The sequence below is a fragment of the Bradyrhizobium sp. CCBAU 45394 genome, from assembly GCF_028128655.1.
GTDB classification, from domain to species: Bacteria; Pseudomonadota; Alphaproteobacteria; order Rhizobiales; family Xanthobacteraceae; genus Bradyrhizobium; species Bradyrhizobium diazoefficiens.
On record NZ_LBIX01000004.1, the window covers coordinates 480,038 to 502,155 of the forward strand.

At 64.7% G+C, this 22,118-nt stretch carries 20 protein-coding genes; 13 read left to right on the top strand and 7 right to left on the bottom strand.

Annotation, left to right across the window (positions count from 1 at the left end):
* The first annotated feature begins 2 nt into the window (after positions 1-2).
* A complete protein-coding gene (locus WN73_RS03025) occupies positions 3-3,161 on the top strand; it encodes an efflux RND transporter permease subunit (RefSeq protein ID WP_271551390.1) in 3,159 nt (1,052 codons plus the stop codon).
* A 419-nt stretch (positions 3,162-3,580) separates the two neighbouring features.
* On the opposite strand, the gene WN73_RS03030 is transcribed toward WN73_RS03025, so the two are convergent.
* On the bottom strand, positions 3,581-4,753 hold the full coding sequence (locus WN73_RS03030) for an MFS transporter (protein ID WP_161533619.1): 1,173 nt from the start codon (positions 4,751-4,753) through the stop codon (positions 3,581-3,583).
* A 59-nt stretch (positions 4,754-4,812) separates the two neighbouring features.
* Here WN73_RS03030 and WN73_RS03035 point away from each other — a divergent pair, with 59 nt between their 5' ends.
* Both WN73_RS03035 and WN73_RS03040 read left to right on the top strand, forming a co-directional pair.
* Complete coding sequence (locus WN73_RS03035) at positions 4,813-5,613, top strand: AraC family transcriptional regulator (RefSeq protein WP_161533618.1); 801 nt, start codon at positions 4,813-4,815, stop codon at positions 5,611-5,613.
* Between the two features lie 299 nt (positions 5,614-5,912).
* Positions 5,913-7,262 carry a malonyl-CoA decarboxylase gene (locus WN73_RS03040; RefSeq protein ID WP_011089468.1) on the top strand — a complete coding sequence of 450 codons (1,350 nt, stop codon included), beginning with the start codon at positions 5,913-5,915 and terminating at the stop codon, positions 7,260-7,262.
* Between the two features lie 202 nt (positions 7,263-7,464).
* Here WN73_RS03040 and tarD read toward each other — a convergent pair whose 3' ends face one another.
* The 5 genes from tarD to WN73_RS03065 form a co-directional block, all read right to left on the bottom strand.
* The gene (tarD, locus tag WN73_RS03045) at positions 7,465-8,634 is read right to left on the bottom strand and encodes a D(-)-tartrate dehydratase (protein ID WP_271551391.1); all 1,170 of its coding nucleotides are present in this window, start codon (positions 8,632-8,634) and stop codon (positions 7,465-7,467) included.
* A gap of 106 nt (positions 8,635-8,740) precedes the next feature.
* On the bottom strand, positions 8,741-8,998 hold the full coding sequence (locus WN73_RS03050) for a DUF3297 family protein (RefSeq protein ID WP_011089470.1): 258 nt from the start codon (positions 8,996-8,998) through the stop codon (positions 8,741-8,743).
* Complete coding sequence (locus WN73_RS03055) at positions 8,995-9,471, bottom strand: glutathione peroxidase (protein WP_011089471.1); 477 nt, start codon at positions 9,469-9,471, stop codon at positions 8,995-8,997. Before WN73_RS03055 ends, WN73_RS03050 begins: the two co-directional genes overlap by 4 nt.
* 2 nt (positions 9,472-9,473) lie before the next feature.
* Positions 9,474-10,874: an amidase family protein gene (locus tag WN73_RS03060; protein ID WP_271551392.1), complete on the bottom strand. Its 1,401-nt coding sequence runs from the start codon at positions 10,872-10,874 to the stop codon at positions 9,474-9,476.
* A gap of 232 nt (positions 10,875-11,106) precedes the next feature.
* Positions 11,107-11,364: a DUF6894 family protein gene (locus WN73_RS03065; RefSeq protein WP_028174561.1), complete on the bottom strand. Its 258-nt coding sequence runs from the start codon at positions 11,362-11,364 to the stop codon at positions 11,107-11,109.
* A gap of 265 nt (positions 11,365-11,629) precedes the next feature.
* On the opposite strand from WN73_RS03065, the gene pqqA reads away from it, so the two are divergent.
* The 10 genes from pqqA (at position 11,630) to WN73_RS03115 (ending at position 21,670) form a co-directional block, all read left to right on the top strand.
* A complete protein-coding gene (gene pqqA, locus WN73_RS03070; protein ID WP_007595659.1) occupies positions 11,630-11,710 on the top strand; it encodes a pyrroloquinoline quinone precursor peptide PqqA in 81 nt (26 codons plus the stop codon).
* A gap of 148 nt (positions 11,711-11,858) precedes the next feature.
* The gene (gene pqqB / locus WN73_RS03075) at positions 11,859-12,788 is read left to right on the top strand and encodes a pyrroloquinoline quinone biosynthesis protein PqqB (protein WP_011089475.1); all 930 of its coding nucleotides are present in this window, start codon (positions 11,859-11,861) and stop codon (positions 12,786-12,788) included.
* A complete protein-coding gene (gene pqqC / locus WN73_RS03080) occupies positions 12,785-13,564 on the top strand; it encodes a pyrroloquinoline-quinone synthase PqqC (protein WP_271551393.1) in 780 nt (259 codons plus the stop codon). Before pqqB ends, pqqC begins: the two co-directional genes overlap by 4 nt.
* Positions 13,565-13,589: 25 nt before the next feature.
* Positions 13,590-13,901, top strand: a complete 312-nt coding sequence (gene pqqD, locus WN73_RS03085) for a pyrroloquinoline quinone biosynthesis peptide chaperone PqqD (protein WP_271551394.1) — start codon at positions 13,590-13,592, stop codon at positions 13,899-13,901.
* Positions 13,898-15,097, top strand: a complete 1,200-nt coding sequence (pqqE, locus tag WN73_RS03090) for a pyrroloquinoline quinone biosynthesis protein PqqE (RefSeq protein WP_271551395.1) — start codon at positions 13,898-13,900, stop codon at positions 15,095-15,097. The genes pqqD and pqqE overlap by 4 nt, the downstream gene beginning before the upstream one ends.
* Positions 15,087-16,073, top strand: a complete 987-nt coding sequence (pip, locus tag WN73_RS03095) for a prolyl aminopeptidase (RefSeq protein ID WP_161533614.1) — start codon at positions 15,087-15,089, stop codon at positions 16,071-16,073. The genes pqqE and pip overlap by 11 nt, the downstream gene beginning before the upstream one ends.
* A gap of 13 nt (positions 16,074-16,086) precedes the next feature.
* On the top strand, positions 16,087-16,764 hold the full coding sequence (locus WN73_RS03100; RefSeq protein ID WP_271551396.1) for a DUF4286 family protein: 678 nt from the start codon (positions 16,087-16,089) through the stop codon (positions 16,762-16,764).
* Positions 16,765-17,001: 237 nt separating this feature from the next.
* A complete protein-coding gene (locus WN73_RS03105) occupies positions 17,002-18,801 on the top strand; it encodes an FAD-dependent oxidoreductase (protein WP_271551397.1) in 1,800 nt (599 codons plus the stop codon).
* Positions 18,771-20,618, top strand: a complete 1,848-nt coding sequence (locus tag WN73_RS03110; RefSeq protein WP_161533613.1) for a 2-oxoacid:acceptor oxidoreductase subunit alpha — start codon at positions 18,771-18,773, stop codon at positions 20,616-20,618. Before WN73_RS03105 ends, WN73_RS03110 begins: the two co-directional genes overlap by 31 nt.
* Complete coding sequence (locus WN73_RS03115) at positions 20,615-21,670, top strand: 2-oxoacid:ferredoxin oxidoreductase subunit beta (protein ID WP_011089483.1); 1,056 nt, start codon at positions 20,615-20,617, stop codon at positions 21,668-21,670. The genes WN73_RS03110 and WN73_RS03115 overlap by 4 nt, the downstream gene beginning before the upstream one ends.
* On the opposite strand, the gene WN73_RS03120 is transcribed toward WN73_RS03115, so the two are convergent.
* Positions 21,671-22,117 (bottom strand): DUF4399 domain-containing protein, encoded by a 447-nt coding sequence (locus WN73_RS03120; protein ID WP_060908686.1) that lies wholly within the window; start codon positions 22,115-22,117, stop codon positions 21,671-21,673. It lies immediately after the preceding gene.
* Position 22,118 lies beyond the last annotated feature (1 nt).

The window sequence follows — 22,118 nt, forward strand, 5'->3', positions numbered from 1 at the left end:
CCATGATCTCAAAATTCTTCATCGAGCGGCCGGTCCTCTCGAACGTCATCGCACTGCTGATGATCCTGATCGGCGGCGTCGCGCTGTTCAACCTCGCGATCGCGCAATACCCCGACGTGGTGCCGCCGACCGTGCAGGTCACCACGCGCTATCCCGGCGCCAGCGCCAAGACCGTGATCGACACGGTAGCCCTGCCGATCGAACAACAGGTCAATGGCGTCGAGGACATGCTCTACATGCAGTCCTACAGCGGCTCCGACGGCACCTATACGCTGACCGTGACCTTCAAGATCGGCACCGACCTCAACTTCGCGCAGGTGCTGGTGCAGAACCGCGTCTCCAGCGCGCTGTCGCAACTGCCGACGTCCGTGCAGAACCAGGGCGTCACCGTCCAGAAGAAATCGACCTCGATCCTGCTGTTCGTGACGCTGACCTCGCCGGACTCCCGGTTCGACAGTCTCTATTTGAGCAACTACGCCACCATCAACATCCGCGACGAGCTCTCGCGCCTGCCCGGCGTCGGCAACGTCACGGTGTTCGGCGCAGGCCAGTATTCGATGCGGGTGTGGCTCGACCCGAACAAGCTGCAAGTCCGTGGCCTCGTGCCGCAGGACGTGATCCAGGCGATCCAGCAGCAGAGCCAGCAGGTCTCCGCCGGCCAGGTCGGCGCGCCGCCGACGCCGCCGGGCCAGGCGTTCCAATACACGCTCAACGTCAACGGCCGGCTCGACGACACCAGCCAGTTCGAGAACATCATCGTCAAGTCAGGCACCAGCGGCGACGTCACGCGGGTGCGCGACGTCGGCTGGGTCGAACTCGGCGCGCAGACCTACAGCCAGATCTTTTCGCTGAACAAGCAGCCCGCCGTCGGCATCGGCGTGTTCCAGTCGCCGGGCGCCAACGCGCTCCAGGTCGAGCAGGCCGTCGAGAAGAAGATGGCGGAGCTCGCCAAGCGCTTCCCGGAAGGCATCAAATACGACACGCCGTTCGACACAACCAAATTCGTCGAGGCCTCAGTGCACGAGGTCTACATGACGCTGATCGAGGCCGGCCTGCTCGTGCTGGTCGTGATCCTGGTGTTCCTGCAGGACTGGCGCGCCATGCTGGTGCCGGCAACGACCGTGCCGGTGACCATCATCGGCGCCTTCGCCGCGATGGCGGCGCTCGGCTTCACCATCAACATGTCCACGCTGTTCGCGATCGTGCTGGCGATCGGAATCGTCGTCGACGACGCCATCGTGGTGGTCGAAGGCGCCGCCCACAATATCGAGCAGGGCATGAACGGCCACGACGCCGCGATCAAGGCGATGGACCAGCTATTCGCGCCGATCGTCGGCATCACGCTGGTGCTGATCTCGGTGTTCCTGCCGGCCTCGTTCCTGGCGGGCCTCACGGGCCGCATCTACTCGCAATTCGCGCTGGTGATCGCGGCGACCGCGCTCTTGTCCGCCATCAACGCGGCGACCCTGAAGCCGACGCAATGCGCACTGTGGCTGCGGCCGGCGGTGCCGCCGGAGCGGCGCAACTTCTTCTATCGCGGCTTCAACAACGTCTATGACCGCGTCGAGCGCGGCTACACGCGGCTGATCACCTTCCTGGTCAGGCACGCCACGGTGTCGGTCGCGGTGGCGCTGGTGCTGATCGGGATCGGCGGCTACGGCCTGTCGCGGGTGCCGACCGGCTTCCTGCCGATCGAGGACCAGGGCTATCTGATCGCCGCCATCCAACTGCCCGACGGCGCCTCGCTGGAGCGGACCCAGAAGGTGCTCGACCGGGCCAGCGAGATCATCAAGGAGACGCCTGGCGTCCAGCAGGTCATCACCATCGCCGGCATCTCCGCGCTCGACAGCAGCGCGAGCCTTGCCAATGCCGGCGTCGCCTACATCATCCTGAAGGATTGGGACGCGCGCAAAGGTCCCGGCGAGGATCTGCGCTCGCTGGTCTACGGGCTGAACGACAAGCTCGCTGTGATCATGGAGGCGCGCACCATCGTGCTGCCGCCGCCGCCGATCCAGGGCATCGGCAACGCCGCCGGCTTCTCGATGCAGGTCGAGCTGCGCGACGGCAACAGCGATTTCGCCAAGCTGCAGGCCATCACCGGCGCGGTGGTCAGCAACGGCCAGAGCCAGAGCGCGCTCCAGCGCGTCCAGTCCTCGTTCCGCTCGTCGGTGCCGCAATTCAACGTCGAGATCGACCGCGTCAAGACCCAGACTTTGCATGTCACCACCGATCAGGTGTTCTCGGCGCTGTCGACCTATCTCGGCTCGTCCTTCGTCAACCAGTTCAACAAGTTCGGCCGCGTGTTCCAGGTCTATACGCAAGCCGATCCGGCCTTCCGCGTCGCCGAGCGCGATATCGCCAACATGCAGGTGCGCAACTCGAACGGCGACATGATCCCGATCGGCACGGTGGCCACGATCACGCCGGCCACCGGCCCGTCGCTGATCAGCCTCTACAATCTCTATCCCTCCTCGACCATCATCGGCCTGCCGGCGCAGGGCTATTCGTCCGGCCAGTCGCTGAAGCTGATGGAGGAGATCGCGGACAAGACGCTGCCGCCCGGCACCGGCTATGAATGGACCGCGATGTCGTACCAGGAGAAGGCGGTCTCGAACCAGATCTACTGGGTGTTCGGCCTCGCCATGCTGCTGGTCTATCTCGTGCTCGCCGGCCAGTACGAGAGCTGGTACGCGCCGATCTCGGTGATCCTCGCCGTGCCGCTGTCGCTGATCGGGCCGATGCTGATCCTCAACGGCCTCAAGATCGACAACAACCTCTATTGCCAGATCGGCCTGATCCTGCTGATCGCGCTGTCGGCCAAGAACGCCATCCTGATCGTCGAGGTCGGGCTGGAGCTGCACGGCCGCGACGGCAAGCCGATCCTGGAGTCGGCGATCGAGGCGGCCCGCGCCCGCTTCCGCCCGATCCTGATGACCTCGTTCGCCTTCATCCTCGGCGTGGTGCCGCTGGTGATCGCCACCGGCGCCGGCGCCAGCGCCCGCAAGTCGATCGGCATCACCGTGTTCTCGGGCATGCTGGCCTCGACCTGCCTCGCGGTGCTGTTCGTGCCCGCGTTCTTCGTGGTGGTGCAGCGGTTCGAGAACTGGCGGGCGTCGAAGAAGGCGCCGAAGGGGCAGCCGGCCGTGGAGGTGAAGCCGTAGGCTTTTTCTGCGGAGGCCCGCTCCGATAAAAAAGTCGAAAACAACCCCATGCACAGTAGAACGGCGTTGATGGCGTTGAGTTTTTTTCAGCGACGCCAGCGTTTGACCCGTCGGGCAAGACACTGGCAGAATGGCATCATGGGTGGCATGCACGATGTGCCGCCATCTCCCCCGTCATTGCGAGCGCAGCGAAGCAATCCAGAGTCCCGCCGCGGAACGATTCTGGATTGCTTCGCTACGCTCGCAATGACGAGGTTGAAGCAGCTGCGCGCATCTCTTCTGTCATTCCGGGGCGCGCCGACAGGCGCGAGCCCGGAATCCATTGGGCGGCAGAAGCTGCGGGTAAATGGATTCCGGGCTCGTCGCTGTGCGACGCCCCGGAATGACGGGGTGGCGCGAGCCGCCCGCCTCACTGCCCCTCACGCCGCTTGCGGCGTCCGGATCTCGCGCGGCAGGATCAACGCGGCGGCGATCGCGAGCAGGCAGAGCGCGGCGAAGGCGTGCAGCATGGTGACGAACCCGCCCTGCTCGTAGAGCCAGGCGACCAGGCCGACGGAGGCGCCGGCGGCGGTGAAGCCGACGAAATAGCGCACGGCATAGGCGCGCGAGCGCCACTCTTCCGTGGTGTATTTGCCGACCATGGCATCGTTGACCGTGACCTGCCCGAACGCACCCATGACGATGCCGATCGAGACCAGGATCAGCGGCAGATTGGACAGGCTCGCAGCCAGATACAGGAACGGCGCCAGCATGAAGGACAGCGGCAGCGCCACCGTCTTCAGCGAATAGCGGTCGAGCAGCCGGCCGATCGTGTACTGCGTCATGGCGCCGAACACGTAGACACAGGCCGCGATGACGCCGAGCAGCGCCGGGCTCCTGGTGAGATCGGCGAGCCGCTCCGCGAACAGTTTTGGCAGCGCGACGGTGACGGCGTTGAAGGTGGTGGAGATCGCGATCACCACGATCAGCAGCGCCAGGATCACGCGCCACATGTCCTGCTTGGCGACGCGCGCCTGCGCCGCCGCCTGCTTCGAACCCTTGCGGTCCTCGTGCACGACGATCATCGCAAAGGCGATGCCGATCAGGATGGTGACGACGCCGGGGACGATGAAGGCAAAACGCCAGCCGAGATACTGGCCGATCACGCCGGTCACCAGCGCGGACGAGGCCACGCCGAGATTGCCCCAGACGCCGTTGATGCCCATCTCGCGGCCGAGCCTGTCGGCATAGGACACGATCATGGCGGTGCCGACGGGATGGTAGATCGAGGCGAAGATGCCGATCGCCAGCAGCGCCGCGCCGAGCTGAACCGGGGTCTGAACGAAGCCGACCGAGATCATGGAGAGGCCAATGCCGACGAAGAAGATCAGCATCATGTGGCGGCGGCTCCAGCGGTCCCCGAGCCAGCCTGTCAGCAGCGAGCCCGCGCCGAACGCGATGAAGCCCGGCGTCGCGTAAGGCAAAAGTTCCGAATAGGCCATGCCGAGCGCCGGCCCCATGATGATCACGGCGGCGGCGAAGATCAGCATCGAATAATGGTCGATGAAATGGCCTGCGTTGACGAAACTGATGACCCGGCTGGGGCTGTTCATACGAATCCTCTCCTGCTCCGAAATGAGTTATATTTCGGGCAAATGACGGGATGCAGCCAATGACTGTCTTGGAAACGCCAATCCTCCGGGAGGTCCGGAGCAACCATCGCTCGCCTGCGGGCGTGCATCTGGTCGCGCGTGACTACCCCAGGGGCCTGCGGCTCGATCCGCACATGCACCGCGAGGCGCAGCTCGTCTATGCCGCCAAGGGCACGATGCAGGTGACGACACCGAAGGGCCGCTGGCTGGTGCCGCCGGACCGCGCCGTCTGGGTCCCGGCCGGGCTCGAGCATGCCATCGACCTGCTCGCCGACATCGAGTTGCGCACGCTGTATTTCGACCTGCCCTGGCTGAAGCGCGAGCAACGCTATGAAGGCCTGACCAAGGAATTCGTGGTGCGGGTCTCGCCGTTGCTCAACCAGGCGATCCTCGCGCTGTTCGACGCGCGCAACACGGAAGAGCGCACCGAGCTGCTGGTCCGCCTCGTCATGCTGGAATTGCACCAGGCCGAGGATTCCGCGACCTTCGTGCCGCTGCCGCGCGAGCCGCGCTGCCGGCGCGCCGCGATGATCGTGCTCGACGACCCAACCGGCCTGCACGACATCGATACGCTGGCGCGCGAGGTCGGAACCTCCGCGCGCACGCTGTCGCGGCTGTTCTCCACGGAGACGCAACTGAGCTTCAAGAGCTGGTGCCAGCGCGCCCGGATCGCCGCGGCAATCCAGCGGCTGTCCACAGATGCGAACGTTTCGGTGAAGCAGCTCGCGACCCAGCTCGGCTATGCCAGCGTGCCGGCGTTCTCGGCCGCGTTCCGCCAGGTGACAGGGCGGACGCCGACGGAGTTTGCGGGGAAGGGGTAGCGGCAACCTCGGTGTCGTTGCTCGCCGCTCCACTCCCGGTGTCATTGCCCGCGAAGGCGGGCAATCCAGTACTCCGAGACGGCGCGGCTAGAACCGAGACGCCGCTGCGTACTGGATGCCCCGCCTGCGCGGGGCATGACAGCGGTTGTGAAGCGCGACGGTCTTCGCGGGGCATGACAACGTTCCTGAGTCGCCTGCCCTGACTAAAGTTGCCAAATTCCCCTGCTTGATTGTGATCGGCTTCTGCCTAAATCCCGTGTAAGCTTCCGCACCGCACAAACCGGTTTCGAAAGGCCCAGATGGCTAACGCCTTCTTCTCCGATCTCCTCGCCACCATCTCCGAGCGCGGCCGTACGCTGCTTCGTCGCGATTCCGCGGATACCAAACAGGACGCCGACGGCCTGATCGCGCTCTGCGGTGCGCTGCTGTCGGGCCGGGGCGAAGCCTCCGGCACAGCCATGGCGCGCGAGGTGCTCGATCTCTACCAGGACCTGGATGCGGCAGGACGCCGCGCCTTCTTCGAGGCGCTGGTGCGCGATTTCGGCCCCGACCGGGAACGCCTGTCCAAGGCGATAGAGAAATGGCGCGCCAAGCCCAGCGACGAGGACGCGAGCTCGCTGCATTTCGCCTCCGAGCCGCGCCGGCAGGAGCTGATCCGCCGCCTCAACCGCGCGCCCGGCGGCACCGGCGACCTCGTCAACATGCGTGCCGACCTGCTCGGCATGATGAACGGACACACCGATCTCGCCGCGCTCGATCGCGACGTCTCGCATCTGCTTTCTTCGTGGTTCAACAGGGGGTTTCTCGTGCTGCGCAGGATTGACTGGTCAACCCCGGCCAACATCCTCGAAAAGATCATTCGCTATGAAGCCGTCCACGAGATCAGCGACTGGGACGATTTGCGCCGTCGCATCGATCCGGTCGACCGCCGCTGCTACGCCTTCTTCCATCCGGCGATGGTGGACGAGCCCCTGATCTTCGTCGAGGTGGCGCTGACCGAGACGATTCCCGGCGCGATCGCGCCGCTGCTGGCGGTCGACCGCCAGCATCTGCCGATCGAGCGCGCGCGCACCGCCGTGTTCTATTCGATCTCCAACACCCAGCGTGGCCTCGGCGGCATCTCGTTCGGCAGCTTCCTGATCAAGCAGGTGGTGGAAGAGCTGCGCCGCGAATTGCCGAAGCTCGACAGCTTCGTGACGCTGTCGCCGGTGCCGGGCTTCATGCAATGGGTCAAGCAGGACAAGGAGCTGCCGCTGTCGGACGAGGATCGCGAGGTGCTGAAGCGCCTCGACGATCCCAAATGGTTCGAGAACCCCGAGACGACGGCACTGCTGCGCGGCATACTGGAGCCGCTCGCGGCGCACTACTTCCTGAAGGCCCGCACGGCGAAGGGCCGGCTGATCGACTCCGTCGCCCGCTTCCATCTCGGCAACGGCGCGCGGCTCGAGCGCATCAACTGGCTCGGCGACCTCTCGCCCAAGGGCGTGCGCGAGTCGGCCGGCGTGATGGTCAACTACCTCTACCGCCTCGACGACATCGAGAAGAACCACGAAGCCTACGCCAATGACGGCGAGATCGTTGCCTCGAGCGCGGTGAAGAAGCTGCTGAAGGGCGAAGGACGGCGGCTGCTGGATATGCGGCTGTCGTAGGGTTCTGTCGTCCTGGCGAAAGCCAGGACCCATTACCACCGCAGCCCATTTGGCGAAGACTCCGCGTTGCGTGGGTGATGCAGGCGACGACGAGTCTTCGCGATAACTCCTCCCTGGGGTAATGGGTCCTGGCTTTCGCCAGGACGACGTTGGGGAGAGTTCTCGCGCCTATCGCAACGATACATGCGCGGCGTGGAGTGAACTACTCCGCCAGCGCCTTCATCTCCTTGTAGAGATCCGACTTTCCCTCGAAGCCAATGCCCGGAAGGTCCGGCATGGTGATGTGGCCGTTCTCGACGCGCACGCCGTCGGGGAAGCCGCCGTAGGGCTGGAACAGGTCCGGGTAGCTTTCGTTGCCGCCGAGGCCAAGGCCGGCGGCGATGTTGAGCGACATCTGGTGGCCGCCATGCGGGATGCAGCGGCTTGGCGACCAGCCATGGGTCTTCAGCACTTCGAGCGTGCGCTGGTATTCGCAGAGGCCATAGGACAGCGCGCAGTCGAATTGCAGCCAGTCGCGGTCCGGACGCATGCCGCCATAGCGGATCAGGTTGCGGGCGTCCTGGTGGCTGAACAGGTTTTCGCCTGTCGCCATCGGGCCGGGATAGAATTCGGCGAGCGCGGCCTGCAGCGCGTAGTCGAGGGGGTCGCCGACCTCCTCGTACCAGAACAGCGGATAGTCCCGCAGCATCTTGGCGTAGGCGATGCCGGTCTCGAGGTTGAAGCGGCCGTTGGCGTCGACGGCGAGCTGCGCGTCCTTGCCGATTTCCTCCAGCACCGCCTCGATGCGCATGCGATCCTCCTCGATAGGCGCGCCGCCGATCTTCATCTTCACGACGTTGTAGCCGCGGTCGAGATAGCCGCGCATCTCGCCGCGCAGCATCGATAGCCCCTTGCCGGGATAGTAGTAGCCGCCGGCGGCATAGACGAACACGCGCGGGTTGGCTTTGACGCCGTGACGTTCGGCGAGCAGGCGAAACAGCGGCTTGCCCGCGATCTTCGCCACCGCGTCCCACACCGCCATGTCGATGGTGCCGACCGCGACCGAGCGCTCGCCATGGCCGCCCGGCTTCTCGTTGATCATCATCGCGGCCCAGACCTTGTCGGGATCGAGATTGTCGCCGGCCTCGTTCAGAAGCTTCTTCGGATCGGCCTCCAGGATGCGAGAGGCGAAGCGTTCGCGGATCAGGCCGCCCTGCCCGTAGCGGCCGTTGGAATTGAAGCCGTAGCCGACGACGCGCTTGCCTTCGCGCACAACGTCAGTGACGACGGCGACGAGGCTCGTCGTCATCTTGGTGAAATCGATATAGGCGTTGCGGATCGGCGATGAGATCGGCTTGGTGATCTCGCGGACGTCGACGATGCGGACGGACATGGGGTCTCAACTTTCCCTTTTCGTCATTCCGGGGCGATGCGCAGCATCGAACCCGGAATCTCGAGATTCCGGGTTCTCGCTTCGCGAGCCCCGGAATGACAGCATGCTACTTCTTATCCCTGAAATACGGCTCGACCGGCCCGTGCACCTTGATGGTCAGCGGGTTGCCGTGGCGGTCCTTGGCGTTGCCGGCGGTGACGCGGACCCAGCCTTCGCTGATGCAGTACTCCTCGACATTGGTCTTCTCGATGCCCTTGAAGCGGATGCCGACGTCGCGCGCCAGGATGTCCGCGTTGTAATAGGGGCTGTTCGGATCGACCGACAGGCGGTCCGGAAATTCGTCGCTCATGATTGTCTCGCTCATAACAGGGTCTCGATTTGCTGCCGCAATCCTTCGGGCCGCGCGGTCGGCGCGTAGCGCGCGATCACCCGGCCGGCACGGTCCACCAGGAATTTGGTGAAATTCCATTTGATGGAGGCGCCGAGGAGCCCGGATTGCTGGCGTTTCAGATACTCATACAAAGGATGCGCGTTGGCGCCGTTGACGTCGATCTTCTCGAACAGGGGAAAGGTGACGTCGTAATTGGTCGAGCAGAATTCCTGGATCTCGCTCGCCTGCCCCGGCTCCTGCGCGCCGAACTGGTTGCAGGGAAAGCCGAGCACCGCGAAGCCGCGCGGCGAGAGATCGCGGTAGAGATCCTCAAGGCCGCGATATTGCGGCGTGAAGCCGCATTTGCTCGCGGTGTTGACGATCAGGAGCACCTGCCCTTCGAACCGGCGCATGGGCACTTCCTCGCCGAGCAGCGAGTTGGCCTTGAAGTCGTAAATCGCCGACATCGCTAACCCACGGGATCGATCGGCGACGGCGGCACGCCGCCCGCCTCGATCGCTTCGCCGGCAAGCAGGCACAGATCCTCGCGGTAGCGGCCGGACACGATATGCACGCCGACCGGCGCCTTGCCGACGAGGCCGGTGGAGACCACGAGGCCCGGCAGACCCATGAAGGGAATCGCGATCTGGGGCAGCTGCGCCTCCCAGACCCGCTTGAAGGATTCGTCGTCTTTGCGGTCGAGATGATCCGGGAACGGCAATTCGCCGGAGACCGGCGTCAGCAGCACCGCATATTTTTCGAAGAACAGCATCCAGTCGCGGGTCAGCGTGGCGCGGCGGGTCAATGCCTTCGCGTAATTCGCCTGGTCCATCGGCGTCACCCTGCTGCGGTTGCCGCGCAGGCACGCCAGCGCACCGGGATCGCCTTCGCGCTCTGCCATCTCGAGCTGCGCCTCATAGCCGTCGCCGAGCCAAAGCTTGATCTGCCACTCGACCGCCTCGCGCATCGGCGGCGTGTTCTCGATCACGTCAACGGTCCACCCGGCACGCTCGAGGCGCTTGCCGGCATCGGTCACCGCCGCCTTCACCTCCGGCGTGGTCGCAAGGCCGTCCGGGTTGAGGCAGAGCGCGGCGCGCTTCGGCCGCGCGGGACCTTCCAGCGGCGCCGGCACATACCAGGGGTCGCGGATGTCGCGCGCCGACATGGCCGCGAGCGAAATCCTGATGTCGTTGACGGTGCGCGCCAGGGGTCCCGACACCGCCATGATCTGCGGGCCGATCGGGCGTTCCGGCAGCGCCGGATTGAAGGCGGGGATGCGGCCCAGGGTCGGCCGCAGGCCATGCACGCCGCAGGCATAGGCGGGATAGCGGATCGAGCCGGCGATGTCGGTGCCATGGGCGATATGGCCGATGCCGGCCGCGACCGCCGAGCCGGCGCCGCCAGACGAGCCGCCCGGCGTCAGCGAGGCATCGCGGGGGTTCTTGGTGTCGCCGTGGACCAGGTTTGTGGTGAACCAGCGATAGGAGAAGGCAGGGCAATTGGTGCGGCCGAGCAGGATGGCGCCGGATTTGCGGAAATTGGCAACCACCGGATTGTCTTCCCGCGCGATCAGGTCGCGCTGGAGTTTCAGGCCGTTGGTGGTGGCAAAGCCCTCCTGGTCGACATTGGCCTTGATGGTGACGGGCACGCCGGCCAGCACGCCGGGGTCCTCGCCCCGGCCAATTGCGGCATCGACGGCGTCGGCCTGCTTGAGCACGTCCTCCGGCCGGTGGTCGATCACGGCGTTGAGCTGGGGATTGACGGCGTCCAGACGGGCGAGGCCCGCCTTGGCCGCCTCCCTGGCGGACACCTTTTTGGTCTTGACGAGGGTGGCGAGGTCGGCAGCCGACAGGCGCCAGAGATCTTGCATGGCTTGCTCCGTGTAACCGGCGTCTTTTAGCGCCGGGAACGCGGTAAAGCCATGCGGATTTCGCAGGGCGAAGGGCTCGGATTGCGGCATCTTTCGGCATTGCGAGCGCAGCGAAGCAATCCAGACTGTCTCCGCGGAACCGGTCTGGATTGCTTCGTCGCATCAGCGCAAAATTGCTTCGCAATTTTGTCGCGCGCTCCTCGCAATGACGTGGAGAGAGCGGCGGACCTCTCTAATGCCTCGTCGCGGACTGATCCGGCATGTCCAGCAGCGCTTCGGTGAAGGGAAACTCCAGCACGACTTCGCCGTCGACATCGGTGACCTCGATCACCGCCTCCAGCAGCGCCGGCTGGGTCCCTTCCGATCTCAGGACCTCCAGGATCATCTGGCGGGCGACCTCCCAGGCGCGATCGGGATTCCGCAGATCCTCGCCCTCGGGATCCACGATCAATTCATCGCCGATGCGGGTGTTGAAGAAATATTTGGGCATCACCGAGGTCCAGATTGGGTCGCCTGTAGCCGATTGGAAGCCGTTCCATACTCACAACTGGTTTATCCCGACAGGGATCACGACCTATCGGTAATTTTTCTTATGTCATTCGCTCAACTTTACGGCCGCAATACGCTCTCTTTGCAGTGCAACAATTCCGCCAGCCTACTACTTAGGTCGGGAAAATTTCACTGGCGAACTTTTCCACCCGCAGTAATTTAACCCGTGGGCGGATGCGTCCGAATTCACGAAAATGGAGAGCCAAATGGCCTGGAAAGCCCCGAAGATCGTCGAAGTGCCCTGCGGCATGGAAATCAACATGTATGTGAGCGCCACCCGCAAGTAAGCGGTTGGTGAGTTTGCGTTCTGCGCAGGTGGTTCTTTCGGTCGGGCACTCTCGGCTACGATGTCTTCCGGTCACGATGCATTTCCGGAAGATAGATTTCGTGTCGGCCTGAGATCCACCTCGCGACGTTGCCTCCAGGAGACGGATCATGCTTCGCGTCGTCGTCCTGGGCGCCGGGGCCGGCGGCGGAGTGCCGCAATGGAATTGTGGCTGCGAAGGTTGCCGCACGGCCCGTGCCATCGGCGATGAGCTCTTGCGAACCCAGGCCTCGGTCGCCTTCAGCGGCGACGGTGAGCATTGGTTCCTGATCAACGCCTCCCCCGATCTGCGCCAGCAATTGAATGCCACGCCGCAACTGCACCCCAAGCCGGGCGCGCTGCGTCATACGCCGGTCGCGGGCGTGATCCTGACCAATGGCGAGGTCGATGCCGTGGCAGGCCTGCTGTCGATGCGCGAGGGCTCGCCCTTCACGGTCTATGCGCATGAGAAGGTGCTGGCGATCCTCAGCGCCAACAGCATCTTCAACGTGCTGAACGAGAAGAACGTGCGGCGCCAGCCGATCGCCATCAGCGAGCCGTTCGAGCCGCGGCTGGTTGACGGTGCGCGGTCTGGAATCGAGGTGTTGCCGTTCGCGGTCCCCGGCAAATCGGCCTGGTACCTGGAAGGCAAGGCGCATCCGGGCGGCGAGACCGGCGACGGCGATACGCTGGGGCTCAAGATCACCGACAAGACAACCGGCAAGTGCTTCTACTTCATCGCCGCCTGCGCCGAAGTGACCGACGCGCTCAAGGCCGAGATCGACGGCGCCGCGCTGGTGTTCTTCGACGGCACGGTCTGGCAGGACGACGAGATGATCAAAGCCGGGCTCGGCCACAAGACCGGCAAGAGCATGGGGCATGTCGCCATGTCCGGCGAGGACGGCGCGATCGCGCGGCTCGCCGACCTCGATATCGACAGGAAGCTGTTTCTGCATATCAATAACTCGAACCCGGCGCTGCTGCCCGCTTCACCCGAGCGGAAAGCGGCCGAGCAGGCGGGCTGGCAGATACCCGCGGATGGAACGGAGATCGTGCTGTGAATGCCGCATCACTGACTGGAATAACCGCGCTCTCGATCGGCAAGGACATCAAGCTCAACTCGGCCGAGGAGCTGGAAGCGGCGCTGCGCCATATCGGCGCGACCCGCTATCACAGCCTGCATCCGTTCCATAAGCTGCTGCACGGCGGCATGCTGAACAAGGGCCAGGTGCAGGCCTGGGCGCTGAACCGCTACTATTACCAGAGCACGATCCCGATCAAGGACGCGGTGGTGATCTCGCGCTTCCGCGACCGCGCCACGCGCCTGGAATGGCGCCACCGCATCGAGGACCATGACGGCGATGTCGGCTCCGAAGGCGGCATCGAGCGCTGGCTGAAGCTGACCGAAGGCCTCGGCCTCGACACCGCCTATGTGGAATCCACCGAAGGCATTCTCCCCGCTACGCGCTTCGCGGTGGAGGCCTATGTCCACTACTGCCGCGAGAAGAGCCCGCTGGAGGCGATCGCCTCCTCGCTCACGGAACTGTTCGCGCCAAGCATCCACGAAGAGCGCATCGCCGGCATGTTGCAGCATTATGATTTCGTCAATCCTGATATCATGAGCTACTTCAAGCGCCGCCTCACGCAGGCGCCGCGCGATGCCAATTTCGCGCTCGAATATGTCAGGACGCATGCGAGGACGCCGGAGGAGCGTGCCTCCGTGTGCAATGCGCTGATCTTCAAGACCAACGTGCTGTGGGTGCAGCTCGATGCGCTCCAGCACGCCTATGTCGAGGGCCACATTCCGCCGGGCGCGTTCGTGCCCAAAGAAAACTAAAAAGGCGAGCTGAAGAGGAACTGTCATGGCCGGGCCGCGTCATATCTGCGTCAGCGAGGCGAGCCGCCCCGTGCTGCCGCGGCATGCCAAGCTGAAATACGACGAGACGCGCAAAGTGTGGGTGATCCTGGCGCCGGAGCGCGTGCTGGCACCGGACGAGATCGCGGTCGAGGTCCTGCAGCTCTGCAACGGCGAGCGCAGCGTTGGCGACGTTTCCGACCAGCTGGCGGCGAAATACGCCGCGCCGCGCGAGGCGATCCTCACCGATGTCGTCGCCATGCTCCAGGATCTCGCCGACAAGGGCTTCCTCACCGAGGCCCGGGAGAAGACGTCATGAGCGATGTGCTCGGTAATCCCAAAATCCCGCCCGGGACAAGTGACAGCCTCGCGGTGCTGGAGAAGCAGCGCTCGACGGCGGAGACCTTCGGCATTCCGCTCGCCGTGCTGCTCGAGATCACGCATCGCTGTCCGCTGCAATGTCCCTATTGCTCCAACCCGGTCGAGCTCGACCGCTCGGGCAAGGAACTGACGACCGAGGAATGGAAGAAGGTGTTGAGCGAGCTCGCCGAGATCGGCGTGCTCCAGGTGCATTTCTCAGGCGGCGAGCCGACGGCGCGGAAGGATCTCGTCGAGCTGGTGAAGCATGCCAGCGACGTCGGCCTCTACACCAACCTCATCACCTCGGCCGTGCTGCTGACGCGCGAGCGGCTGAGCGAGCTGGCGGACGCCGGGCTGTGCCACGTGCAGATCAGCTTCCAGGGCGTCGAGGAGGGCCTTGCCGATCGCGTCGCCGGCTACCGGAACGCGCACCGCAAGAAGCTCGAAGTCGCGAAGTGGACGCGCGAGCTCGACCTGCCGCTCACCGTGAATGCGGTGATGCACCGGCAGAACCTGCACCAGCTCCCCGACATCATCCAGATGTCGATCGATCTCGACGCCGACCGGCTCGAGGTCGCCAACGTGCAATATTACGGCTGGGCGCTGAAGAACCGCGCCGCCTTGATGCCGACGGTGGCGCAGCTCGACGAATGCACCCGCCTCGTCGAGGAAGCGCGGGAACGGCTGAAGGGCCGGCTTTCGATCGACTACGTCGTGCCGGACTATTACGCGCTGCGGCCGAAGAAGTGCATGGGCGGCTGGGGCCGGCAGTTCTTCAACATCTCGCCGGCCGGCAAGGTGCTGCCCTGCCATGCCGCCGAGAGCATCACCGGGCTCGACTTCGAATCCGTGCGCTCCAACCACTCGATCGCCTGGATCTGGCAGAACTCCGAGGCCTTCAACCGCTATCGCGGCACCGGCTGGATGAAGGAGCCGTGCAAATCCTGCGAATTCCGCGAGATCGATTTCGGCGGCTGCCGCTGCCAGGCCTTCGCGCTGACGGGCGATGCCGCCAACACCGATCCGGCCTGTGCGCTGTCGCCGCTGCACGAGACCATCTTCAAGCAGGCCGAGCGCGAGGCCGAGGGCGAGACCAGCCGCTTCCTCTACCGCAACTTCGCCGGCGGCACCCTGGAACCCGAGAATGACGCCTGACGCCGACGCGGCCAGCTCACTCAGGCGTGCCGATCCCTTTGCGCCGCTGACCTCCGACATGCTCGACGTCGGCGACGGCTTTGAGCTCTATGTCGAGAGCGTCGGCCGCGCCGGCGGAATCCCTGCGATCTACCTGCATGGCGGGCCCGGCAGCGGCTGCCAGCCCGATCATCGCCGGCTTTTTGATCCTGAGCGTCTCCATGCCGTGCTGTTCGACCAGCGCGGCTGCGGCCGCAGCCGGCCGAAGGGCTCGCGCGAGCACAACACCACGGCGCATCTGATCGCGGACATGGAGAAGATCCGCGAGAAATTCGGCTTCGAACGCTGGATCGTGGTCGGCGGCTCCTGGGGCGCGACGCTGGCGCTGGCGTATGCGCAGGCGCATCCCGAGCGCGTCTCCGGCATCGCGCTGCGCGCGACCTTCCTGGGCACGCGGGCGGAAGTCGTCACCGGCTTCACCGTGCGCCTGCCGCATTTCTATCCCGGGCTGCACGAGGATTTTCTCAGCGTGCTGCCGCCCGAGGAGCGGGACCGGCCGGTAGACGCCTATTGGCGCCGCATCCTCGATGCCGATCCGGCCGTGCATGGACCGGCGGCGCGGGCCTGGCACGATACCGAGCGCATCTTGTCCGAGCACAAGCCCGCACGGACGCGGCTCGACCTCGCCTCGCTGAACGTCTGGCGCACATTACCGGCGACGCCGTTCATGGAAGCGCACTACTTCGTCAACGACAGCTTCATGACCGCAAACCAGCTGCTGCAGAATGCAGGGAGGCTCGCCGGCATTCCCGGCATCATCATCCAGGGCCGCTACGACCTGCTGTGCCCGCCCGAGACAGCGCATGCGCTCGCGAAAGTCTGGCCGGGTTCCGAGCTTCGCATCGTGGAAGAAGCCGGGCATTCGCTCTATGATACCGGCGTGAGGGACGCGGTCATGAAGTCGATCGCGGACCTTGCCTCGAAGTCCGCGCGATGAGAGGACAAGAAAAATGCCGCTCGCCGGGAAAGGCATGCTGCTGACCTCGATGAATATCGACGCGGCCGATGAGGCCGATTTCAACCGCTGGTACGATCGCGAGCATCTGGAAGAGCGTGTCGCGATCGAGGGATTCCTGGAAGCGCGGCGCTATGTCGCGCACGCCGCCAATCCCAAATATCTCTGCCTCTATTCGACCGCGACGCTCGACGTGCTCGACAGCCCCGCCTACCGGGCAAGGCTCGCGAGCCCGACCGACTGGTCGCGGCAGACCATGGCGCGTTTCAAGGACATGCTGCGCGTCGTCGCGCGCGTCACCATCAGCAACGGCAGCGGACGCGGAGCTGCGCTCGGCGTGGTGCGGCTGCGGCCGACGCCCGACAACGCCGCGCCATGGCGTGATGCGCTGCAAGAAAGGCTGGCGCCGGAAAAGCGCGACGGCATCATCTCGATGCATCTGCTCGAGAGCGAGCCGGAATTGTCGGGCGCAGCGCCCGGGATTCCGGCAGTGCGCAACGAAGGTGCACGCGACTGGTTCGTGCTGATCGACGGCACGCATGTCGGCGCGGTCTCGGCTGTCATTGCCGAACGCTTCACCGGCCCCGCCGCATCGCCCTTCCCGCTTCCCGTCTCCGTCGGCACCTACGCGCTGATGTGGGACCTCGCGAAGAGCGACATCGCGCACCGCTGACGCGACTCCATGCACCGCAACATATTGCACCGCCGCATTGCTGCGCGCAGCCGTTAATGCTGTGCACGCGCAGCTCCCATGAAAGCGGGTGATCCCCCAAATTTGCCGTTGTACTTCGGAAGAGTTCTAATAAGCTAACCCAATGACGTCATTCAGAAACCAGATCGACGCGCGTTAAGCGTTCGCCAAGCTCAGAAGAGGCCGCCGGGTCTTTGGGCCTGCGCGGACAGGGTAGGAATGAAACCGACCGATATCGCGGCCCCCGACTACTTTCACAAAGTGGTCGACTGTCAGTGGGCCTGTCCTGCACACACCCCGGTTCCCGAATACATCCGACTGATCGCCCAAGGCCGCTACAGCGACGCCTACATGATCAATTGGAAATCGAACGTGTTTCCCGGAATCCTGGGACGCACCTGCGATCGTCCGTGCGAGCCGGCGTGCCGCCGCGGACGCGTCGAGGAAACACCGGTCGCGATCTGCCGCCTCAAGCGCGTCGCAGCCGACTTCAAGGACGACATCACGCAGCGCCTGCCGCGCCCTTCGCCGAAGAACGGCAAGCGCGTCGCGCTGGTCGGCGGCGGTCCGGCCTCGCTGACGGTGGCGCGCGATCTGGCGCCGCTCGGCTATCACTGCACCGTGTTCGATGCCGATCCGGAAGCCGGCGGCATGATGCGCTCGCAGATCCCGAAGTTCCGGTTGCCCAATTCCGTGATCGACGAGGAGACCGGCTACATCCTCAATCTCGGCGTCGAGTTCAAAGGCGGTCACCGCATCGAGAGCATGAAGGCGCTGCTCACGGAGAAGTACGACGCGATCTTCGTCGGCTCCGGCGCGCCGCGCGGCCGCGAGCTCGACATTCCCGGCCGCAAGGAGGCAGCCGCCAATATCCATATCGGCATCGACTGGCTGTCCTCCGTTTCGTTCGGTCACACCGACAAGATCGGCAAGCGCGTAATCGTGCTCGGCGGCGGCAACACCGCGATGGATTGCTGCCGCACCGCGCGCCGCCTCGGCGGCGAGAAAGTCACGGTGATCGTGCGCTCCGGCTTCGAGGAGATGAAGGCCTCGCCGTGGGAGAAGGAGGACGCGATCCACGAGGATATTCCGATCCTCAACTACATGGTGCCGGTGGCATTCAAGCATGTCGCCGGCAAGCTCATCGGCGTCACCTTCCAGCACGTCAAAGCCGAATACGACGCCAAAGGCCGCCGCAACCTGGTGCCTTCGGGCGACCCCGAGCAGACCATTCCCTGCGACGACGTGCTGGTCGCGGTCGGCCAGGAGAACGCCTTCCCCTGGATCGAGCGCGACTGCGGCATCGCGTTCGACAAGTGGAATATGCCGCAGGTCGACCCCAAGACCTTCGTCTCGACCAACCCCAAGGTGTTCTTCGGCGGCGACGCCGCTTTCGGCCCGAAGAACATCATCTGGGCGGTGGCGCAGGGCCATGACGCCGCGCTGTCGATCCACAGACTGCTGTCGGGCGAGGACATCACCGAGCGGCCGCTGCCGGAGGTGCACGTCTCCTCGCAGAAGATGGGCATCCACGAATGGAGCTATGACAACGACATCTCCGTCGACAAGCGCTTCAAGGTGCCGCACCGCGACAAGGTGATCGCGCTGAAGGACATCCGCACCGAGGTCGAGCTCGGCTACGACGTCAAGCTCGCGCTCGGCGAAGCCCATCGCTGCCTGAACTGCGACGTACAGACGGTGTTCTCGACCTCGCTCTGCATCGAGTGCGATGCCTGCGTCGATATCTGCCCGATGGACTGCATCACCTTCACGGAGAATGGCGAGGAAGCCGATCTGCGCCAGCGCCTGAAGGCGCCCTCGCCGCACCCCGACCAGGATCTTTACGTGTCCTCCGATCTCAAGACCGGACGCGTGATGGTGAAGGACGAGGATGTCTGCCTGCATTGCGGGCTGTGCGCCGAGCGTTGTCCCACCGGAGCCTGGGACATGCAGAAATATTTGATCGAAATGACTCACGCAGGTTCAGCATGTCCGACAAAAAGCCGATCAGCAGCGTAAACGACTTCGTCGTCCGCTTCGCCAACGTCAACGGCTCGGGCTCGGCCAGCGCCAACGAGATGTTCGCGCGCGCGATCCTGCGCCATGGCGTGCCGGTCTCCCCGCGCAACATCTTCCCCTCCAACATCCAGGGCCTGCCGACCTGGTACGAGGTGCGGGTGACGGAGGACGGCCATCTCGGCGCCCGCGGCGGTGTCGACATGATGGTGGCGATGAACCCGCAGACCTGGGACAAGGACGTCGCCGGTATCGAGCCCGGCGGCTATCTGTTCTACGATTCCACCAAGCCGATGCCGTCGACGAAATTCCGCGACGACATCACCGTGATCGGCGTGCCGCTCACCGCGATCACCAACTCGACCTACACCGATCCGCGCCAGCGCCAGCTGTTCAAGAACATCATCTATCTCGGCGCGCTCTCGGCGCTGCTCGACATGGACGCCAAGCTGATCGAGCAGCTGATCGGCGAGCAGTACAAGGGCAAGGAGAAGCTGCTCTCCTCCAACGTCCACGCGCTGCATCTCGGCCGCGACTGGGCCTTGCAGAACCTGAAATGCCCGATCGGGCTGCGGGTGAAGAAGTCCGACAAGGTGGGCGACCGCATCTTCATCGAGGGCAACAGCGCCGCCGCGCTCGGCGCCGTCTATGGCGGCGCCACGGTGTGCGCGTGGTATCCGATCACGCCGTCCTCGTCGGTGGCGGAAGCCTTCACCGCTCATTGCAAGAAGTACCGGCACGACCCTGAGACCGGCAAGGCGAAATACGCCATCGTGCAGGGCGAGGACGAGCTTGCCTCGATCGGCATCGTGATCGGCGCCTCCTGGAACGGCGCCCGCGCCTTCACCGCGACCTCCGGCCCCGGCATCTCGCTGATGACCGAGTTCATCGGCCTTTCATATTTTGCCGAGATCCCGGCCGTGATCATGAACATCCAGCGCGCCGGGCCTTCGACGGGCATGCCGACCCGCACCCAGCAATGCGACATCATCGCCTGCGCCTATGCTTCGCACGGCGACACCAAGCATGTGCTGCTGTTCCCGGAAGATCCGGCGGAGGCGTTCGAGTTCGCAGCCGCCGCCTTCGACCTCGCCGAGCGGCTGCAGACCACGATCTTCCTGATGCTCGACCTCGACATCGGCATGAACCACCGCCTCTGCCGCCCGCTGAAGTGGGACAATGCGCGGCAGTATGACCGCGGCAAGATCATGACCGCGGAGATGCTGGAGGAAGGCCGCGACTTCGGCCGCTATCTCGACGTCGACGGCGACGGCATCCCCTACCGCACCTATCCCGGCACGCATCCGACCAAGGGCTCCTATTTTACCCGCGGTACGTCCCGGGATCGCTATGCGCGCTACTCCGAGGAAGGCCCGGTCTACGCCGACAACATGCAGCGCCTGGTGCGCAAGTTCGAGACCGCGCAGGACCTCGTGCCGCGGCCGCTGCAGGCCAATGCGGAACGGCCGACCAAATATGGCGTGATCTATTTCGGGTCCACCTCCCCCGCGATGGACGAGGCGATCGGATTGCTCGAGGCACGCGGGCATCAGCTTGATCGCCTGCGCATCCGTGCCTTCCCGTTCCACTCGAGCGTGGCGAGCTTCCTCGCCGAGCACGATTTCGTCTACGTGGTCGAGCAGAACCGCGACAGCCAGCTCCGCCAGCTCATCGTCAACGAGAACGGCATCGATCCCGTCCGCCTCGTGCCGATCGTGCATTACGACGGCTCACCAATCACCGCCCGTTTCATCGCAAAAGCCATTGGCGATCACCAGGATCAACTCAAGGTGACCCCGCTCCGCAAGGCCGTATCATGACCTATATTGCCAAGCCGAAATTCCATCATCCGGGCCTCAAGAAGAACGAGCTCGGCTACACCCATCGCGACTACGAGGGCAAGATCTCGACGCTGTGCGCCGGCTGCGGCCACGATTCGATCACGGCCTCGATCATCGAGGCCTGCTATGAGCTGTCGATCGAGCCGCACCGGGTGGCGAAGATCTCCGGCATCGGCTGCTCGTCGAAGACGCCGGACTATTTCCTCGGCAATTCGCACGGCTTCAACTCCGTGCACGGCCGCATGCCCAGCGTGCTGACCGGCGCCAACCTCGCCAATCGCGACCTGATCTATCTCGGCGTGTCCGGCGACGGCGATTCCGCCTCGATCGGCTTCGGCCAGTTCGCGCATTCGATCCGGCGCGCCGTCAACATGACCTATATCGTCGAGAACAACGGCGTCTACGGCCTCACCAAGGGCCAGTTCTCGGCGACCGCCGACCGCGGCTCGAAGTCCAAGAAGGGCGTGACCAACACCGACAACGCCATCGACCTCGTGGCGATCGCGCTGCAACTGGGCGCAACCTTCGTGGCGCGCTCGTTCTCCGGCGACAAGACCCAGCTCGTGCCGCTGATCGCGGCCGCGATCCGCCACAAGGGCGCGTCCTTCATCGACGTCATCAGCCCCTGCATCGCCTTCAACAACCATGCCGGCTCGACCAAGAGCTTTGACTATGTCCGCGAGCACAACGACGCCGTGAACCGGCTCGACGTGCTGGTCGGCCGCGATCCGATCGCGGTGGACTATGCGCCGGGCACGGTGCAATTGGTCGAGCAGCATGACGGCAGCAAGATCGCGCTGCGCAAGATCGACGCGGACTACGATCCGCATGACCGGCTCGGCGCCCAGACCTTCCTCGCGAAGCACGCCGCCAAGGGCCAGATCGTCACCGGCCTGCTCTATGTCGATCCCGACGCGGAAGACCTGCACGCGCATCTCAACACGGTCGAGACGCCGCTCAATACGCTGGAAGCGGACACGCTGTGCCCGGGCTCGGCGGCCCTGGACAAGTTCAACGCCAGCCTGCGGTGATCATCTGCCGCGCTGAGGCAGCGGCCTGACGCGCACGGTGATCTTGTCCGACACGACAGGCGGCTCGAACGGATAGTGCTTCGCGTCGCCCAGCACCAGTTGAAGGGTATGGGTCCCGGGCGGAAGCTCGAGAAATGTTTCGGTCTGCCCTGCCCCGAAATGCAGATGCGACTTGTCCTGCGGGATCGGCTCCTTCGGATCGATGGGGTCGCTGACGTCCACCAGCAAATGATGATGGCCGGCGTTCTGGTAGTCGTCGCCGGCATGCGTCACGCCCATGTTGCGCAAGCCGAACCGGACCAGGAAACCGGCGCGCACCCTTTGCCCGTCATACGGGGTGATGAAATAAACCTTTGCGTCCTTTGGAGCAGCCTTACCCTGCGAGAAGGCCACGCCCGGGAGCAATGCGAGCACCGCCGACAGCGCAACGCAGCGAAGGATTTGCATC

Bases quoted from the DNA above. Each gene is read 5' to 3' on its own strand.
- WN73_RS03025 (WP_271551390.1), top strand. From the start codon at position 3: ATGATCTCAAAATTCTTCATCGAGCGGCCGGTCCTCTCGAACGTCATC.
- WN73_RS03030 (WP_161533619.1), bottom strand. From the start codon at position 4,753: ATGAACAGCCCCAGCCGGGTCATCAGTTTCGTCAACGCAGGCCATTTC.
- WN73_RS03035 (WP_161533618.1), top strand. From the start codon at position 4,813: ATGACTGTCTTGGAAACGCCAATCCTCCGGGAGGTCCGGAGCAACCAT.
- WN73_RS03040 (WP_011089468.1), top strand. From the start codon at position 5,913: ATGGCTAACGCCTTCTTCTCCGATCTCCTCGCCACCATCTCCGAGCGC.
- tarD (WP_271551391.1), bottom strand. From the start codon at position 8,634: ATGTCCGTCCGCATCGTCGACGTCCGCGAGATCACCAAGCCGATCTCA.
- WN73_RS03050 (WP_011089470.1), bottom strand. From the start codon at position 8,998: ATGAGCGAGACAATCATGAGCGACGAATTTCCGGACCGCCTGTCGGTC.
- WN73_RS03055 (WP_011089471.1), bottom strand. From the start codon at position 9,471: ATGTCGGCGATTTACGACTTCAAGGCCAACTCGCTGCTCGGCGAGGAA.
- WN73_RS03060 (WP_271551392.1), bottom strand. From the start codon at position 10,874: ATGCAAGATCTCTGGCGCCTGTCGGCTGCCGACCTCGCCACCCTCGTC.
- WN73_RS03065 (WP_028174561.1), bottom strand. From the start codon at position 11,364: ATGCCCAAATATTTCTTCAACACCCGCATCGGCGATGAATTGATCGTG.
- pqqA (WP_007595659.1), top strand. From the start codon at position 11,630: ATGGCCTGGAAAGCCCCGAAGATCGTCGAAGTGCCCTGCGGCATGGAA.
- pqqB (WP_011089475.1), top strand. From the start codon at position 11,859: ATGCTTCGCGTCGTCGTCCTGGGCGCCGGGGCCGGCGGCGGAGTGCCG.
- pqqD (WP_271551394.1), top strand. From the start codon at position 13,590: ATGGCCGGGCCGCGTCATATCTGCGTCAGCGAGGCGAGCCGCCCCGTG.
- pqqE (WP_271551395.1), top strand. From the start codon at position 13,898: ATGAGCGATGTGCTCGGTAATCCCAAAATCCCGCCCGGGACAAGTGAC.
- pip (WP_161533614.1), top strand. From the start codon at position 15,087: ATGACGCCTGACGCCGACGCGGCCAGCTCACTCAGGCGTGCCGATCCC.
- WN73_RS03100 (WP_271551396.1), top strand. From the start codon at position 16,087: ATGCCGCTCGCCGGGAAAGGCATGCTGCTGACCTCGATGAATATCGAC.
- WN73_RS03105 (WP_271551397.1), top strand. From the start codon at position 17,002: ATGAAACCGACCGATATCGCGGCCCCCGACTACTTTCACAAAGTGGTC.
- WN73_RS03110 (WP_161533613.1), top strand. From the start codon at position 18,771: ATGTCCGACAAAAAGCCGATCAGCAGCGTAAACGACTTCGTCGTCCGC.
- WN73_RS03115 (WP_011089483.1), top strand. From the start codon at position 20,615: ATGACCTATATTGCCAAGCCGAAATTCCATCATCCGGGCCTCAAGAAG.
- WN73_RS03120 (WP_060908686.1), bottom strand. From the start codon at position 22,117: ATGCAAATCCTTCGCTGCGTTGCGCTGTCGGCGGTGCTCGCATTGCTC.